This is a genomic window from Bradyrhizobium sp. LeoB3, assembly GCF_055456055.1.
In genome coordinates this window covers 1-14423 of record NZ_JBVBEF010000142.1, presented here as the reverse complement: position 1 = coordinate 14423, position 14423 = coordinate 1, and the positions used below count along the sequence as shown (strand labels likewise).

13 protein-coding genes and 2 pseudogenes are annotated in these 14423 nt (G+C 60.5%); 14 read left to right on the top strand and 1 reads right to left on the bottom strand.

What is annotated here, in order from left to right; genetic code table 11:
- Window positions 1-148 (bottom strand): annotated as a pseudogene (locus ACZXDY_RS41700) (IS630 family transposase); the annotation flags it as partial.
- Between the two features lie 226 nt (window positions 149-374).
- Between ACZXDY_RS41700 and ACZXDY_RS41695 the strand changes: the two are divergent.
- The 14 genes and pseudogenes from ACZXDY_RS41695 to ACZXDY_RS41630 all read left to right on the top strand — a co-directional run.
- Window positions 375-569, top strand: a complete 195-nt coding sequence (locus ACZXDY_RS41695) for a 4Fe-4S binding protein (protein WP_130232039.1) — start codon at window positions 375-377, stop codon at window positions 567-569.
- 10 nt (window positions 570-579) lie between these two features.
- Window positions 580-765: a hypothetical protein gene (locus tag ACZXDY_RS41690; protein ID WP_130582115.1), complete on the top strand. Its 186-nt coding sequence runs from the start codon at window positions 580-582 to the stop codon at window positions 763-765.
- Window positions 759-2255, top strand: coding sequence for a Fe-S cluster assembly protein SufB (gene sufB, locus ACZXDY_RS41685; protein ID WP_394568690.1), 1497 nt, complete (start codon window positions 759-761; stop codon window positions 2253-2255). The genes ACZXDY_RS41690 and sufB overlap by 7 nt, the downstream gene beginning before the upstream one ends.
- A 62-nt stretch (window positions 2256-2317) precedes the next feature.
- Window positions 2318-3070, top strand: coding sequence for a Fe-S cluster assembly ATPase SufC (sufC, locus tag ACZXDY_RS41680; protein WP_028169395.1), 753 nt, complete (start codon window positions 2318-2320; stop codon window positions 3068-3070).
- Between the two features lie 19 nt (window positions 3071-3089).
- Window positions 3090-4427: a Fe-S cluster assembly protein SufD gene (sufD, locus tag ACZXDY_RS41675; RefSeq protein WP_464349479.1), complete on the top strand. Its 1338-nt coding sequence runs from the start codon at window positions 3090-3092 to the stop codon at window positions 4425-4427.
- Window positions 4424-5669 (top strand): annotated as a pseudogene (locus tag ACZXDY_RS41670) (cysteine desulfurase). Before sufD ends, ACZXDY_RS41670 begins: the two are co-directional and overlap by 4 nt.
- 910 nt (window positions 5670-6579) lie before the next feature.
- Window positions 6580-8082: a nitrogenase molybdenum-iron protein alpha chain gene (nifD, locus tag ACZXDY_RS41665; protein WP_464349478.1), complete on the top strand. Its 1503-nt coding sequence runs from the start codon at window positions 6580-6582 to the stop codon at window positions 8080-8082.
- A gap of 72 nt (window positions 8083-8154) precedes the next feature.
- Window positions 8155-9714: a nitrogenase molybdenum-iron protein subunit beta gene (gene nifK / locus ACZXDY_RS41660; RefSeq protein WP_028169138.1), complete on the top strand. Its 1560-nt coding sequence runs from the start codon at window positions 8155-8157 to the stop codon at window positions 9712-9714.
- Between the two features lie 99 nt (window positions 9715-9813).
- Window positions 9814-11478 (top strand): nitrogenase iron-molybdenum cofactor biosynthesis protein NifE, encoded by a 1665-nt coding sequence (gene nifE, locus ACZXDY_RS41655; RefSeq protein WP_455998800.1) that lies wholly within the window; start codon window positions 9814-9816, stop codon window positions 11476-11478.
- 8 nt (window positions 11479-11486) lie between these two features.
- Window positions 11487-12893 (top strand): nitrogenase iron-molybdenum cofactor biosynthesis protein NifN, encoded by a 1407-nt coding sequence (nifN, locus tag ACZXDY_RS41650; protein ID WP_463718678.1) that lies wholly within the window; start codon window positions 11487-11489, stop codon window positions 12891-12893.
- Window positions 12890-13285 carry a nitrogen fixation protein NifX gene (nifX, locus tag ACZXDY_RS41645; RefSeq protein ID WP_130229807.1) on the top strand — a complete coding sequence of 132 codons (396 nt, stop codon included), beginning with the start codon at window positions 12890-12892 and terminating at the stop codon, window positions 13283-13285. Before nifN ends, nifX begins: the two co-directional genes overlap by 4 nt.
- An 8-nt stretch (window positions 13286-13293) precedes the next feature.
- The gene (locus tag ACZXDY_RS41640) at window positions 13294-13764 is read left to right on the top strand and encodes a NifX-associated nitrogen fixation protein (protein ID WP_028169134.1); all 471 of its coding nucleotides are present in this window, start codon (window positions 13294-13296) and stop codon (window positions 13762-13764) included.
- A 9-nt stretch (window positions 13765-13773) separates the two neighbouring features.
- Complete coding sequence (locus ACZXDY_RS41635) at window positions 13774-13974, top strand: CCE_0567 family metalloprotein (RefSeq protein ID WP_028169133.1); 201 nt, start codon at window positions 13774-13776, stop codon at window positions 13972-13974.
- An 81-nt stretch (window positions 13975-14055) separates the two neighbouring features.
- On the top strand, window positions 14056-14423 hold a 368-nt coding region (locus ACZXDY_RS41630; protein WP_464349480.1), incomplete at its 3' end, for a transposase.

Genomic DNA, 14423 nt, shown 5'->3' with positions numbered 1-14423 from the left:
TCGCACGCGTGCTGCAGCCTTCCGCGGCCAATAGAACAATCCGGGCACGCTTCAGATCACGCTGTAACGTTCGCGGCGAGCGGCACCGGGCTTCTAGCTCCAGACGCTCCTTCCGCGAAACGCGGACTTCTCTTGCTTCGGGAATCATCCCGATCTTGAATCACGACTCACGTTCTATGAAAAGTGGGTACTAGGCGCGCAAGAAGTGGCGCATCCAGATCAAGCGCCTGTGAGCCGAGTGTCGCGGTCGCGACACGCTGTCCGGCCTAGGACAGGCGGGAGACGGAAAATAGCCGAGATAAATCAAGGCTCGACGTTTGGCACGAGCCTTGAAGGAAAGCCGTCGCGCATCGCCTGCCAAGGAATCGGAGTTTATGGCTTACAAGATAATCGCCTCCCAGTGCACCGTCTGCGGCGCATGTGAGTTCGAATGCCCGAACGCAGCAATCAGCCTCAAGAACGACATATATGTAATTGATCCGAAGAAGTGCACCCAATGCGAGGATCAGTGCGACACGCCGCAATGCGCCGTTATCTGCCCGGTGCCCGGCACGTGCGTGCAGGCATAAGGAGCGACCGATGAGCGGGTCCGCTGCGCGCAGCAAGGTTGAAGCGCGATCGGTGGCCGCCTTTCTGATGGGCGGCCTCGCTGGCCCCGAGCTGCGGGTGACTTACGCGATCGCGTATGCGGCGAAGGGCGCGCGCCGCGGCCGTCGTCGGGCATGGCCGGAGTCCTTGCGCGAGCGGCGGAGCGGGCAATGGTAGCCGTACAAGAGACGGTCGAGCGCGTCAGGCGCATCGACGTCGATCAGTATCGATATGGGTTCGAGACGCTTATCGAATCCGAAAAGGCCCCCAAGGGGCTCTCGGAAGATATCGTCCGCTTCATCTCAGAGAAAAAGAACGAGCCGGCCTGGATGCTGGAATGGCGCCTGGAGGCGTACCGCCGCTGGCTGACCATGACCGAGCCGACCTGGGCGCGCGTCAACTATCCCAAGATCGACTACCAGGACCTCTACTATTACGCGGCGCCGAAGCCGAAGAAGACGCTGTCATCGATCGACGAGATCGATCCCGAGATTCTCAAGACCTATGAGAAGCTCGGCATTCCCTTGCGGGAAGTCGCGATCCTCGAGGGCGTCGAGCCGCCTCCGGGCGGAGAGCCTTCGGAACAGCGGAAGATCGCGGTCGACGCCATCTTCGATTCGGTGTCGGTTGCGACCACCTTCCAGAAGGAATTGAAGAAGGCCGGCGTGATCTTCATGCCGATCTCGGAAGCGATCCGCGAGCATCCTGAGCTGGTGCGCAAATATCTCGGCAGCGTGGTGCCGACGTCGGATAACTTCTTCGCCACCTTGAACTCGGCGGTGTTCTCCGACGGCTCGTTCGTCTACGTGCCGCCGGGCGTGCGCTGCCCGATGGAATTGTCGACCTATTTCCGCATCAACGAGCGCAACACGGGCCAGTTCGAGCGCACGCTGATCATCGCCGACAAGGGCTCGTATGTCTCTTACCTCGAAGGCTGCACCGCGCCGCAGCGCGACGAGAATCAGTTGCACGCCGCCGTGGTCGAGCTGGTTGCGCTCGATGACGCCGAGATCAAATATTCGACGGTGCAGAACTGGTATCCCGGCAACTCGGAAGGCAAGGGCGGCATCTACAACTTCGTCACCAAGCGTGGCGATTGCCGTGGCGACCACTCGAAGATTTCCTGGACCCAGGTCGAGACCGGCTCCGCCATCACCTGGAAATATCCGAGCTGTATCCTGCGCGGCGACAATTCGCGCGGCGAGTTCTACTCGATCGCGATCTCGAACGGTTACCAGCAGGTCGACTCGGGCACCAAGATGATCCATCTCGGCAAGAACACCTCGAGCCGGATCATCTCCAAGGGCATCGCCGCCGGCAAGTCGCAGAACACCTATCGCGGCCTCGTCACCGCGCACCGCAAAGCCACCGGCGCGCGCAACTACACCGCCTGCGACTCGCTTTTGATCGGCGACAAATGCGGCGCGCACACCGTGCCTTACGTCGAGGCGAAGAACTCGTCGGCGACGTTCGAGCACGAGGCGACGACCTCGAAGATCTCTGAGGATGTCCTGTGCTACTGCGTGCAGCGCGGACTGAGCCAGGAGGAAGCGGTCGGCCTCGTCGTCAACGGCTTCGTCAAGGACGTGCTGCAGCAGCTCCCGATGGAGTTCGCGGTCGAGGCGCAGAAGCTGATCTCGATCTCGCTCGAAGGTTCGGTTGGATAATCCTCATCCCTGGCGGGCCTGCCGTAGCGGCGCCTTGAGGATGCTACCCTAGGAAAACTGTAATGGCATTGCTTGAAGTGAAAGATCTCCAGGTTCGTGTCGAGGATCGCGAAATCCTCCACGGCCTGTCGTTGAGCGTGAATCCGGGCGAGGTCCACGCGATCATGGGGCCGAACGGCTCCGGCAAATCGACGCTCTCGCACGTCATCGCCGGCAAGCCCGGCTATGAGGTCACGGGCGGACAGATCCTGTTCCGCGGCGAGGACCTCTTGGAGATGGCGCCGGACGAGCGCGCCGCCAAGGGCGTGTTTCTGGCGTTCCAGTATCCGGTCGAAATCCCCGGGGTCGCCACCATGAACTTCCTGCGCACCGCGCTGAATGCGCAGCGCAAGGCGCGCGGCGAGAGCGAATATTCGACGCCGGACTTCCTGAAGAAGGTCCGCGAGGTCGCAAAGTCGCTCAACATCCCGCAGGACATGCTCAAGCGCGGTGTCAATGTCGGCTTCTCCGGCGGCGAAAAGAAGCGCAACGAGATCCTGCAGATGGCGCTGTTCGAGCCGAGCCTCTGTATCCTCGATGAAATGGATTCCGGCCTCGACATCGACGCGCTGAGGATCGCGGCCGACGGCGTCAACGCGCTGCGCTCGCCCGAGCGTGCCATGGTCGTGATCACCCACTACCAGCGCCTGCTCAACTACATCGTGCCGGACTATGTGCACGTGATGGCGAAGGGGCGTGTCGTGAAGAGCGGCGACAAGCATCTCGCGCTGGAGCTCGAGGCCGCCGGCTACGCTCCGTTCGAGCACGCGGCCTAGAGAGCGCAAGGAGTTTTCGATGAACCTGGTTCTGTCAAAAACCGATCCCGGACGCGCGGTGGGCAATGTGTTCGTCAAGGCCAACGGACGGCTGCCCGGCGCAGGCTCTGTTGCCGACATCCGCGCGAGGGCATTCGACGCTTACAAGCGCGTCGGCTTACCGCACCGGCGGATCGAGGAATGGAGATACACCGACCTGCGCGCGCTAATGCGCCACGTCCTACCGCTCGCGCCGCAACCGGATGCGGCTGCGCTCGCGCGGGCAAGGGCTGCAGTCGCGCAAGCTGCCGTCGAGAAGGGAGCGATCGAGGGCGCAGCGAAGCTAGTGCTCGTCGATGGTTTGTTCGCGCCCAATCTCTCCGACATCGCCGAGTTGGGCCGGAGCGTCAACGTGCGCACGCTGCGCGAAGTTCTGGACGATCCAGCTAACGAGGGGAGAGGCGACCTGCTGCTGACCGCAACGACGGATGCGGTGATCTCGCTCAATGCCGCGATGGTGACCGACGGCGTGGTCATCACGGTCACCGACGGCACCGAGTTATCCCGACCGATTCAAATCGTCCATGTCGCAACCACCTCGTCGGCGTCAAGCTTCACTCGCTCGCATCTGAGGCTTGGCAAGGGCGCGCAGGCGGCCGTGGTCGAAAGCTTTGTGGCGGCCGAAGGCGCCCGCAACCATCAGGCCAATGATGCGGTGATCGTCTCGGTTGGTGAGGCGGCCAATCTTGCCCATCTGCACGTTCTGGCGGACGGGGCGGACGCCACCAACATTTCCTCCGGATTGTTCGCGGTCGGGGCGAGCGCGAAACTCAAATTGTTCAGCATGATCTGTGGTGGTGCTGTGAGCCGATACCAGGCATTCATCACATTGGCGGGCGAGGGCGCCGAGCTCTCCGTCAACGGCATCAACCTGCTGAGGGACAAACAGCATGGTGACACGACCTTGGTCGTCAACCACGCTGTGCCGCATTGCACGAGCCGGGCGAATTTCCGCGCGGCCGTCGACGACCGCGGCCACTCGGTATTCCAGGGCCGCATCATCGTGCGTCCTGATGCACAGAAGACGGACGGCAGGATGATGACGCGTGCGCTTTTGCTGTCCGACGAGGCTGAAGCCGACAACAAGCCGGAGCTGGAGATCTTTGCCGACGATGTCACCTGCGGCCATGGCGCGGCATCCGGCGCACTGGATGAGACTCTGCTGTTCTATCTACGCGCACGCGGCCTTTCCGGGAAGGAGGCACAGGCGCTCTTGGTCCAGGCTTTCCTCGGCGAAGCTATCGAGGAAATCGCCGACGGGAGGTTACGCGAATTCGTGATAGTACTGGCCGAGCGCTGGCTGGAGGCGAGGGGATGAGCGCGCATCCGGCGGTCGCCAACGGCGCTTACGATGTTGCGCGGGTGCGCGAGGACTTTCCGGCGCTGGCGCTGCAGGTCTATGGCAGCCGCAGGTCTATCTCGATAACGCCGCCTCGGCGCAGAAGCCAAAGGCGGTGCTCGATCGCATGATGCAGGCTTACACGTCCGAATATGCCAACGTGCATCGCGGTCTGCACTATCTGGCTAACGCCGCGACCGAGGCCTATGAGGGCGCCCGCACCAAAGTGGCGCAGTTCCTCAACGCGCGCCGCACCGAAGAGTTTGTCTTACTCGTAGCGCTACCGAGGCGATCAATCTGGTCGCCCAGACTTTCGGCCGCGAGCGCATCTCACCCGGGGATGAGATTGTTCTCTCGATCATGGAGCACCGCGCCAACATCGTGCCCTGGCATTTTCTGAGGGAACGCCACGGCGTTGTCATCAAATGGGCGCCAGTGGACGACGAGGGCAATTTTCTCCTCGAGGAGTTCGAGCGGCTTCTGACCGAGCGCACCAAAATGGTTGCGATCACACAGATGTCCAACGCGCTCGGCACTGTCCTGCCGGTGAAGGAGATCGTGAGGATCGCGCATGCGCGCGGCATCGAGGTGTTGGTCGACGGCTCGCAAGGCTGCGTCCATCTGGATGTTGATGTCCGCGACATTGATTGCGATTTTTACGTGATGACGGGCCACAAACTTTATGGGCCGACCGGTATCGGCGTGCTTTACGGCAAATATGCGCATCTGGCGTCGATGCCGCCGTTCAACGGTGGCGGCGAGATGATCCGCGAGGTCTCGCGTGACGGTGTCACATATGGTGATCCACCTCACCGGTTTGAGGCTGGAACTCCCCCGATCGTCGAGGCGATCGGGCTGGGCGCGGCTGTGGACTATATCAATTCAATAGGCAAGCCACAGATCCACAAGCACGAGAGCGCACTGCTTGCTTATGCGCAGGAGAAGCTGCGCGGCATCAATCCCTTACGCATTATTGGAACGGCGGCTGAGAAGGGCGCAATCATCTCCTTCGATATGAAAGTCGCGCATGCGCACGATTTTGCCACCGTCATCGATCGTGCAGGCGTGGCGGTGCGCGCCGGGACCCATTGCGCGATGCCGCTGCTCGAGCGGTTTGGCGTGCCAGCAACGTGCCGCGCTTCGTTCGCCCTCTACAACACCTATGAAGAGATCGATGCGCTGGCGGGTGCCCTTGTCAAAGCGCAGGAGCTGTTCTCATGAGGGCAGGAACGGGCCCAGAACCATGAGGCGCGTTGTGTATACGCGAATTGCTAATGCTATGCGCGAACCTCATATCGCTGGACGTCTCCGCCGGAGAGTGCGTCCGCTCCTTGACGCTGATTAAGAACGACGCAGACAACCGCATACCGGGTAGCCGCTGGTCTATCCGGGCGACGCTGGGATGTGCGGCAGAGCTGGCGTTTTCTTCATGATCTCTACTACACCCGCTTGAGTTCATGGCGCACGCCGCCTTCGTCATCATTCGCGCTCACGAGCCGGTTCGTCTCGAGCACAGGGCGGGTCTCTCGGCAGAGTCGAGGATCAGGTTTAGTTGCGTCAACGCGTATCAGCTAGGGCAGCCTCGGCCTCGGCTGCACACGTAAGATCATGGAGCTAAAAATCGTTCGGCGCTGCGGCTTGAGATGCTCAGGCGCTCGAACACCCCCCGCGCGTCGGCCGCGACGATCTCCCTGGTTGGTCGACCCAATAGCAGGATGGCGGCGAGGCCACGCGCAAGGCACCATCGCGGGTGAGGTGTGCACCGGTCGGGCTTCGCGACGATCCGTGAGCCAGATTGGCTGCCGCGGCCTTGCAGCTGGGTCGCTTCGTTAGATAGCTTCCGGTAGTAGGCCCCGGCAAGTATCGCAATACTCTCGCGGGCTTGTGTGGAAAATCCGCGGGTGCAAAACCATGCGTGCCCGGCTTGTTTTGTTTCGAACAGGATCAAACGAGCAGGTCCGTGGACACGTTCGATGTCGGGTTTGCAACAACAGTCCGGTCAGCCGCGCGAGTGTGGCTATCTACTTCCAACTGCGTGGATTTTTGCGTTCACGCCGCGGCTGGCATGGTCGTTGCAAACTCTTGGTCGAGAGCCGTCATCGCAACAGGAAACCTTCTGAAGGATATCAGCATGAGTCTCGCCACGACCCAGAGCATCGCGGAAATCAAAGCCCGCAACAAAGAGCTGATTGAGGAGGTGCTGAAGATCTATCCGGAGAAGACTGCGAAACGGCGCGCCAAGCACCTCAATGTTCACGAGGCCGGCAAGTCGGACTGCGGAGTCAAGTCCAATCTCAAATCGATCCCAGGCGTGATGACGATCCGCGGTTGCGCCTACGCGGGTTCCAAGGGTGTGGTGTGGGGCCCGATCAAGGACATGATCCACATTAGCCACGGTCCGGTCGGCTGTGGACAGTACTCGTGGGGCTCGCGGCGTAACTATTACGTTGGCACGACAGGCATCGATAGTTTCGTGACCTTGCAATTCACCTCCGATTTCCAGGAAAAGGATATCGTGTTCGGCGGCGACAAGAAGCTCGTCAAAATCATTGACGAGATCCAGGAGCTGTTCCCGCTCAACAACGGCATCACCATCCAGTCGGAATGCCCGATCGGCCTGATCGGTGACGACATCGAGGCGGTCTCCAGGTCAAAGTCGAAGGAATATGGCGGCAAGACTATCGTGCCGGTCCGCTGCGAGGGCTTTCGCGGCGTGTCGCAGTCGCTCGGCCACCATATTGCCAACGACGCGGTGCGCGACTGGGTGTTCGACAAGGTCTCGCCCGAGGGCAAGCCGACGTTTGAGCCGACCCCCTACGATGTCGCGATCATCGGCGACTACAATATCGGCGGCGACGCCTGGTCATCCCGAATCCTGCTGGAGGAAATGGGCCTGCGCGTAATCGCGCAGTGGTCCGGCGACGGTTCTCTGGCAGAGCTCGAGGCAACGCCGAAGGCGAAGCTTAATGTGCTGCATTGCTACCGCTCGATGAACTACATCTCACGCCACATGGAGGAGAAGTTTGGGATTCCATGGTGCGAATACAACTTCTTCGGGCCCTCTAAGATCGTGGAGTCGCTGCGCAAGATCGCCGGCTTTTTCGACGACAAGATCAAGGAGGGTGCCGAGCGGGTGATTGCAAAATATCGGCCGCTGGTGGACGCGGTGGTCGCAAAATATCGCCCGCGCCTGGAAGGCAAGAGCGTGATGCTGTTCGTTGGCGGACTGCGTCCGCGCCACGTGATCGGCGCCTATGAAGATCTCGGCATGGAGGTCGTCGGCACCGGCTACGAGTTCGGCCACAATGACGACTACCAGCGCACCGCCCAGCACTACGTCAAGGATGGCACGTTGATCTACGACGACGTCACCGGCTACGAGTTCGAACGCTTCGTCGAGAAGGTCCAGCCTGACCTGGTCGGCTCGGGGATCAAGGAGAAATATGTCTTCCAGAAGATGGGCGTGCCGTTCCGCCAAATGCACTCCTGGGACTATTCGGGTCCGTATCATGGCTATGACGGATTTGCGATCTTCGCACGCGACATGGACATGGCCATCAACTCGCCGATCTGGAAGAGGACCAAGGCGCCCTGGAAGGATGTCCAAAAGGCGAAACTGTTAGCTGCCGAATAACGCAAAGTGACCGGCTCTCAGCCTGAGGGCCGGAGCTGATATTGATGACGCTTTTTTGAAAGGATCCTACCTATGGCGCAGAGTGCAGAACACGTGCTCGATCACTTCGAGCTGTTCCGCGGACCGGAATACCAGCAGATGCTGGCCAATAAGAAGAAGATGTTCGAGAATCCCCGCGATCCCGCGGAGGTCGAACGCATCAGGGAATGGGCGAAGACGCCCGAATATCGCGAGAAAAATTTTGCGCGCGAAGCGCTGACGATAAACCCAGCCAAGGCCTGCCAGCCGCTCGGCGCGGTGTTCGCCTCCGTTGGCTTTGAGGGCACGCTGCCCTTCGTGCACGGCTCCCAGGGCTGCGTGGCCTATTACCGCAGCCATCTGTCGCGGCACTTCAAGGAACCAAGCTCCTGCGTCTCCTCGTCGATGACGGAGGACGCTGCCGTATTCGGCGGGCTGAACAACATGATTGATGGGCTCGCCAACAGCTACAATATGTACAAGCCCAAGATGATCGCGGTCTCCACGACCTGTATGGCGGAGGTGATCGGAGACGACCTTAACGCCTTCATCAAAACGTCCAAGGAAAAAGGCTCGGTTCCAGCGGATTTCGATGTGCCGTTCGCGCACACGCCAGCCTTCGTGGGCAGCCACGTCACCGGCTATGATAATGCGCTCAAGGGTATCCTGGAGCATTTCTGGGACGGCAAGGCCGGAACAACGCCGAAGCTTGAGCGGGTGCCCAACGAGAAGATCAACTTTATCGGCGGCTTTGACGGCTACACCGTCGGCAACATCCGTGAGATCAAGCGCATCTTTGAGTTGATGGCAATCCAGTACACCGTTCTCGCCGACAATTCCGATGTGTTTGATACACCAACCGACGGCGAGTTCCGGATGTATGACGGCGGCACCACGCTGGAAGACGCCGCGAAGGCGGTTCACGCTAAGGCAACGATCTCGATGCAGCAGTGGTGCACGGAAAAGACGCTGCCGTTCATCGCACATCATGGCCATGAGGTCGTAGCGTTCAATTATCCGGTCGGCGTCTCCGCAACGGATGAGTTCCTCGTGGCGCTGTCGCGCATCACTGGCAAGGATATCCCCGAGGAATTGGCGCGAGAGCGCGGTCGCTTGGTCGACGCGATGGCTGACTCCAGTGCGCACATCCATGGCAAGAAATTCGCAATCTATGGCGATCCAGACCTCTGCTACGGGTTGGCTGCCTTCCTGCTCGAGCTTGGCGCTGAGCCGATCCATGTGCTGTCGACGAACGGCAACAAGGATTGGGAGGCAAAAATGCAGACGTTGTTTGCGAGTTCGCCGTTTGGACAGAACTGCCACGCGTATCCGGGGCGAGACCTCTGGCATATGCGCTCGCTCTTGTTCACCGAGCCGGTCGACTTCCTGATTGGCAACACCTATGGCAAGTATCTAGAGCGCGACACCGGTGTGCCACTGATCCGCATCGGTTTTCCGATCTTTGATCGGCATCACCATCACCGCTCTCCGGTGTGGGGCTATCAGGGCGGCATGAACGTGCTCGTGAAGATTCTCGACAAGATCTTCGACGAGATCGACAAGAAGACCAACGTTCTCGGCGAAACCGACTATAGCTTCGACATCATTCGTTGATGACGAATGACGCGGGCGCCATCGCCGCCAAACATCGGCGATGGCCTAAGCGCAGATGGGCTGATCTTTGCGCACAAGCTCGGTTGAGAGGAGAGATGGATGAGTTCGCTATCGGCCAGGATCCAAGAGATCTTTAATGAGCCGGGCTGCGCCAAGAACGCCAACAAGTCGGTTGCCGAGCGCAAGAAGGGCTGCAACAAGCAGCTACAGCCGGGCGGCGCCGCAGGCGGCTGCGCCTTCGACGGTGCAAAGATCGCGCTGCAGCCTTTTACCGACGTCGCCCATCTGGTGCACGGTCCGATCGCCTGTGAGGGGAACTCCTGGGACAACCGCGGTGCGTCTTCCTCTGATGCCAGCATCTGGCGCACCGGCTTCACCACTGACATGAGCGAAACCGACATCGTATTTGGGGGCGAGAAGCGTCTCTACAAGGCAATCAAGGAGATCATCAACAAGTACGATCCGCCGGCCATCTTCGTTTATCAGACCTGCGTCCCCGCCATGATCGGCGACGACATCAATGCGGTCTGCAAGGCGGCTTCGCAAAAGCTCGGCAAACCGATCATTCCCGTAAATTCGCCGGGCTTCGTCGGCCCCAAGAACCTCGGCAATAAGCTCGCCGGCGAGGCCTTGCTCGAGCATGTCATCGGCACGCAAGAGCCGGACTACACCACGCCCTACGACATCAACCTGATCGGGGAATACAACCTGTCCGGCGAGCTCTGGCAGGTTAAGCCGCTGCTTGACGAGCTCGGCATCCGCATCCTCTCCTGCATCTCCGGCGATGGCAAATATCGCGAAGTTGCCTCTTCGCACCGGGCGCGCGCTGCCATGCTGGTATGTTCGAAGGCGATGATCAACGTTGCGCGCAAGATGGAGGAGCGCTACGGCATTCCGTTCTTCGAGGGATCGTTCTACGGCATCCAGGATTCCAGCGCTTCGCTGCGCGAGATCGCGCGGCTGTTGGTCGAACGCGGCGCGCCTTCCGAACTGATCGGGCGCACCGAGACGGTGATCGCGCGGGAGGAGGCGCGCGCCTGGGCCGCGATCGAGCCGTACAAGCCGCGCTTTGCCGGGAAGAGGGCGTTACTGATCACCGGCGGTGTCAAGTCCTGGTCCGTGGTGGCTGCGCTGCAGGAGGCGGGGCTCGAGCTGGTCGGCACCAGCGTCAAGAAATCCACCAAGCAGGACAAGGAGCGCATCAAGGAGCTGATGGGGCAGGATGCCCATATGATTGAGGACATGACGCCGCGCGAGATATACAAAATGCTGACCGACGCGAAAGCGGACATCATGCTCTCGGGTGGCAAATCGCAATTTGTTGCGCTCAAGGCAGCGATGCCCTGGCTCGACATCAACCAGGAGCGCTGCCACGCCTACATGGGCTATATCGGTATGGTGAAGCTGGTCGAGGAGATCGACAAGGCGCTGTTCAACCCGATTTGGGAGCAGCTGCGTCGACCGGTGCCGTGGGACAAGGTGGCCAAGAACCGGCAGACCGAGACGATCACGAAGATGCGTGGGCGGGCTGCCGAGATCGCCGCCGATCCGCAGACGATGCGGCGCGCGAAAAAGGTTTGCTTCTGTAAGGAAGTCGATCTCGGCACCATCGAGGATGCGATCCGCTCGCATGGCCTGACCAGCGTCGAGGCAGTCCGCCAGCACACCGACGCGTTCGGTGGCTGCTGCAAGAGGCGCATCGAGGACGTCCTAGCCACCATGCCGGTTTCCTCGCCGCCTGCCATGCTGCGGGCCGCGGAATAGGACAAGTCATGGCCATTGTTACCACGCCGACGAAGGCGTGCGCGGTCAACCCGCTCAAGATCAGTCAGCCGATCGGCGGCGCATTCGCCTTCATGGGCCTGCGTGGGGCGATGCCGCTTTTGCACGGCTCGCAAGGTTGCACGTCCTTTGGGCTCACGCTGTTCGTGCGGCATTTCAAGGAGGCGGTGCCGCTGCAGACGACTGCGATGAGCGAGGTGGCGACCGTGCTCGGCGGTTATGAAAATGTCGAGCAGGCTATCCTCAACATCTATAATCGCGCCAAGCCGGAGATCATCGGGATCTGCTCGACCGGGGTCACCGAAACCAATGGCGATGATGTCGACGCCTACATCAAATTGATCCGCGAGCAACATCCGCAGCTCGCCAATTTTCCTTTGATCTTTGTCTCGACGCCTGATTTCAAGGATGCCTTCCAGGACGGCTGGGAAAAGACGGTGGCACGCCTCGTCGAGGTGCTGACGGAGGCGCTGCCGGCCGAGGCAGAGCGTGATCCCGCGCGGGTGAATGTTCTCCCCGGATGTCATCTGACGCCGGGTGACCTCGACGAACTGAGAACCATCCTGGAGGATTTCGGTCTGAAGCCATCCTTCCTGCCTGATCTTGCGGGATCGCTGGACGGGCATATCCCGGACGAATTTACGCCGACGAGCATTGGCGGCATCGGGGTTGACGAAGTCGCGAGCATGGGCCGGTCCAGCTGGACCATTGCGATTGGTGCGCAGATGCGAGGGGCGGCAGAAGCCATGCAGGCCAAGACCGGGGTGCCGTTTCGCCTGTTCGAGCGGCTCTGCGGCCTCACCCCCAACGATGAATTCATTGCTTTCCTGAGCGAGATCAGCGGCCGCCCTGTGCCAGCAAAATATCGCCGCCAGCGCGGGCAGCTGGCAGACGCGATGCTGGACGCGCATTTCCATATCGGCGGCCGCAAGCTTGCGATAGGTGCCGAGCCAGACCTCTTGTTCGACCTATCCAGCATGCTGCACGAGATGGGTGCGCAGGTCACCGCGGCCGTGACAACCACGCAGTCCCCGGTGCTGGAGCGGATCGAGACCAAGGAGGTGCTCATCGGCGATCTTGAGGATCTGGAAGAGCTTGCTAGGACGAGGGGGTGCGATCTGCTGATTACGCATTCGCATGGCCGCCAAGCGGCGGCGCGGCTGAAGATTCCATTTTACCGCGCGGGATTTCCGATGTTCGATCGGATCGGCGCGGGACACCAGCTATCCGTCGGCTATCGCGGCACGCGCGATCTGATCTTCAAAATCGCCAATCTCGTGATCGCCGACCGCGAGGAAAATCACCGGCCGACGCCCGACAGCTGGCGTAGCTGGAGTCAGCCCTTTAGGCCGGGCGGCCTCAGCGTCATCGAGGCAGCAGAGAGGTCGATTGCATGAAGGTCGCATTCGCTACCCAGGACTTGAGGCGCGTCGATGCGCATTTTGGCTGGGCCAAGAACATCGCCATCTATGATGTCGGGCCGGGCGGGCACGTATTCCTGAAGGCGGTCCAGTTCGACGGCGATTTCAAGGAGGACGGCAACGAGGACAAGCTCGCGCCCAAGATCGAGGCGATCAAGGATTGCGCCATCCTCTATGTCGCTGCTATCGGCGGCTCCGGTGCCGCCCGCGTGGTGGCCAACAATATACATCCCATTAAGGTGGGTCAGCCCGAGAACATCCTCGCCCTCGTCGAGAAGCTCGAGCGAGTGCTCAAGGGTACGCCGCCGCCCTGGCTGCGCAAGGCGCTGGCAAAAGACCAGCAGCGCACGCTCGATTTCGAAGAATGAGGACGGCCATGACTGCAGCTGCAGATATCGTGCAACCAGAGAACACGCTCGATGCGCCATTCGTGAGAGAACTGGTTAAGAGTTGGCGCGCCCAGGACATTTATGGCGCCTGGGACGGCAAGAGCGATCTCGATCTGCTCGAACCGTATATTCTGGATAAAGAAAAGCGGCGCGCGCTGCCGATCGTTGGCGATCCAGATCCGGATGTGGTTTGGCGGCTGGAGCTGTTCTTCAATGCGGTCGCGCTCTCGATCGAGAAAGCGACGGGTGTGATGATCCATGCGATGCTAAAGATGCACCATGAAGGCTTTGGTCGCATGGTGTTGATCGGCGGCCGTCTGATCGTGGTGAACAAGCGCCTGCGCGATGTGCATCGCTTCGGCTTCGACAATCTCGCAAAGCTCGCCGCCGAGGGTGACAAATACGTCAAAGGCGGCATCAAGATGATCCGGAAATTTCCCGACGTGGCGAACTATTGAGGGCAGCTCATGAGCGATCTTGAAATCGTAAAAGCAGAAATGAAAAAGCTATCGGCCAAGGCGACGCAGGCCAAGATGGATCTGCACGACCTCTCGGAGGAATTGCCCGTCAACTGGACCTCGATCATGGCGGTGGCGCAGAAGGCGCACGATGCCTTTGCCGAACTCGAGCGCAAGCGCGAGGACCTCAAGGCCCTGGAAAGGGCCTAGTAGCAGTCTGCTGAAGAACCCCCTGGCCACGGAGGGAGCTTGATGATTCACTTTTATCATCTCGAACCGGCGGAGACGATCATGCGGGGCAGGTTTACGGATCAAAGCGGCCTCTTTTCGTACATCGCGCCGGATAAGCGTGTGCCAGCGAACCATCCGCTGCGGAAGGTCCGGGAACTTGTCCGGGATGTATTGAGTGATTTGAACCGCAGCCTTGGGAGGCTCTATCCCAACGAGGGACGTCCTTCGATCCCTCCAGAGCGATTGCTGAGCGCCTTGCTGCTGCAAGTGTGCATCCGCTCGGAACGCCAGTTGATGGAGCAACTGGACTACAATCTTTTGTATCGCTGGTTCGTGGGACTGTCGCCGGACGATCCAGTCTGGGACCCGACCACCTTCACCAAGAACCGGGAGCGGCTGCAGAACGGCGATGTGTTCACGAAGTTCAT

Excerpts from the sequence above, each read along its gene's own strand:
- nifK (WP_028169138.1), top strand. The coding sequence starts at position 8,155 with ATGGCGCAGAGTGCAGAACACGTGCTCGATCACTTCGAGCTGTTCCGC.
- ACZXDY_RS41635 (WP_028169133.1), top strand. The coding sequence starts at position 13,774 with ATGAGCGATCTTGAAATCGTAAAAGCAGAAATGAAAAAGCTATCGGCC.
- sufB (WP_394568690.1), top strand. The coding sequence starts at position 759 with ATGGTAGCCGTACAAGAGACGGTCGAGCGCGTCAGGCGCATCGACGTC.
- sufD (WP_464349479.1), top strand. The coding sequence starts at position 3,090 with ATGAACCTGGTTCTGTCAAAAACCGATCCCGGACGCGCGGTGGGCAAT.
- nifN (WP_463718678.1), top strand. The coding sequence starts at position 11,487 with ATGGCCATTGTTACCACGCCGACGAAGGCGTGCGCGGTCAACCCGCTC.
- nifE (WP_455998800.1), top strand. The coding sequence starts at position 9,814 with ATGAGTTCGCTATCGGCCAGGATCCAAGAGATCTTTAATGAGCCGGGC.
- nifX (WP_130229807.1), top strand. The coding sequence starts at position 12,890 with ATGAAGGTCGCATTCGCTACCCAGGACTTGAGGCGCGTCGATGCGCAT.
- ACZXDY_RS41690 (WP_130582115.1), top strand. The coding sequence starts at position 580 with ATGAGCGGGTCCGCTGCGCGCAGCAAGGTTGAAGCGCGATCGGTGGCC.
- ACZXDY_RS41640 (WP_028169134.1), top strand. The coding sequence starts at position 13,294 with ATGACTGCAGCTGCAGATATCGTGCAACCAGAGAACACGCTCGATGCG.
- sufC (WP_028169395.1), top strand. The coding sequence starts at position 2,318 with ATGGCATTGCTTGAAGTGAAAGATCTCCAGGTTCGTGTCGAGGATCGC.
- nifD (WP_464349478.1), top strand. The coding sequence starts at position 6,580 with ATGAGTCTCGCCACGACCCAGAGCATCGCGGAAATCAAAGCCCGCAAC.
- ACZXDY_RS41695 (WP_130232039.1), top strand. The coding sequence starts at position 375 with ATGGCTTACAAGATAATCGCCTCCCAGTGCACCGTCTGCGGCGCATGT.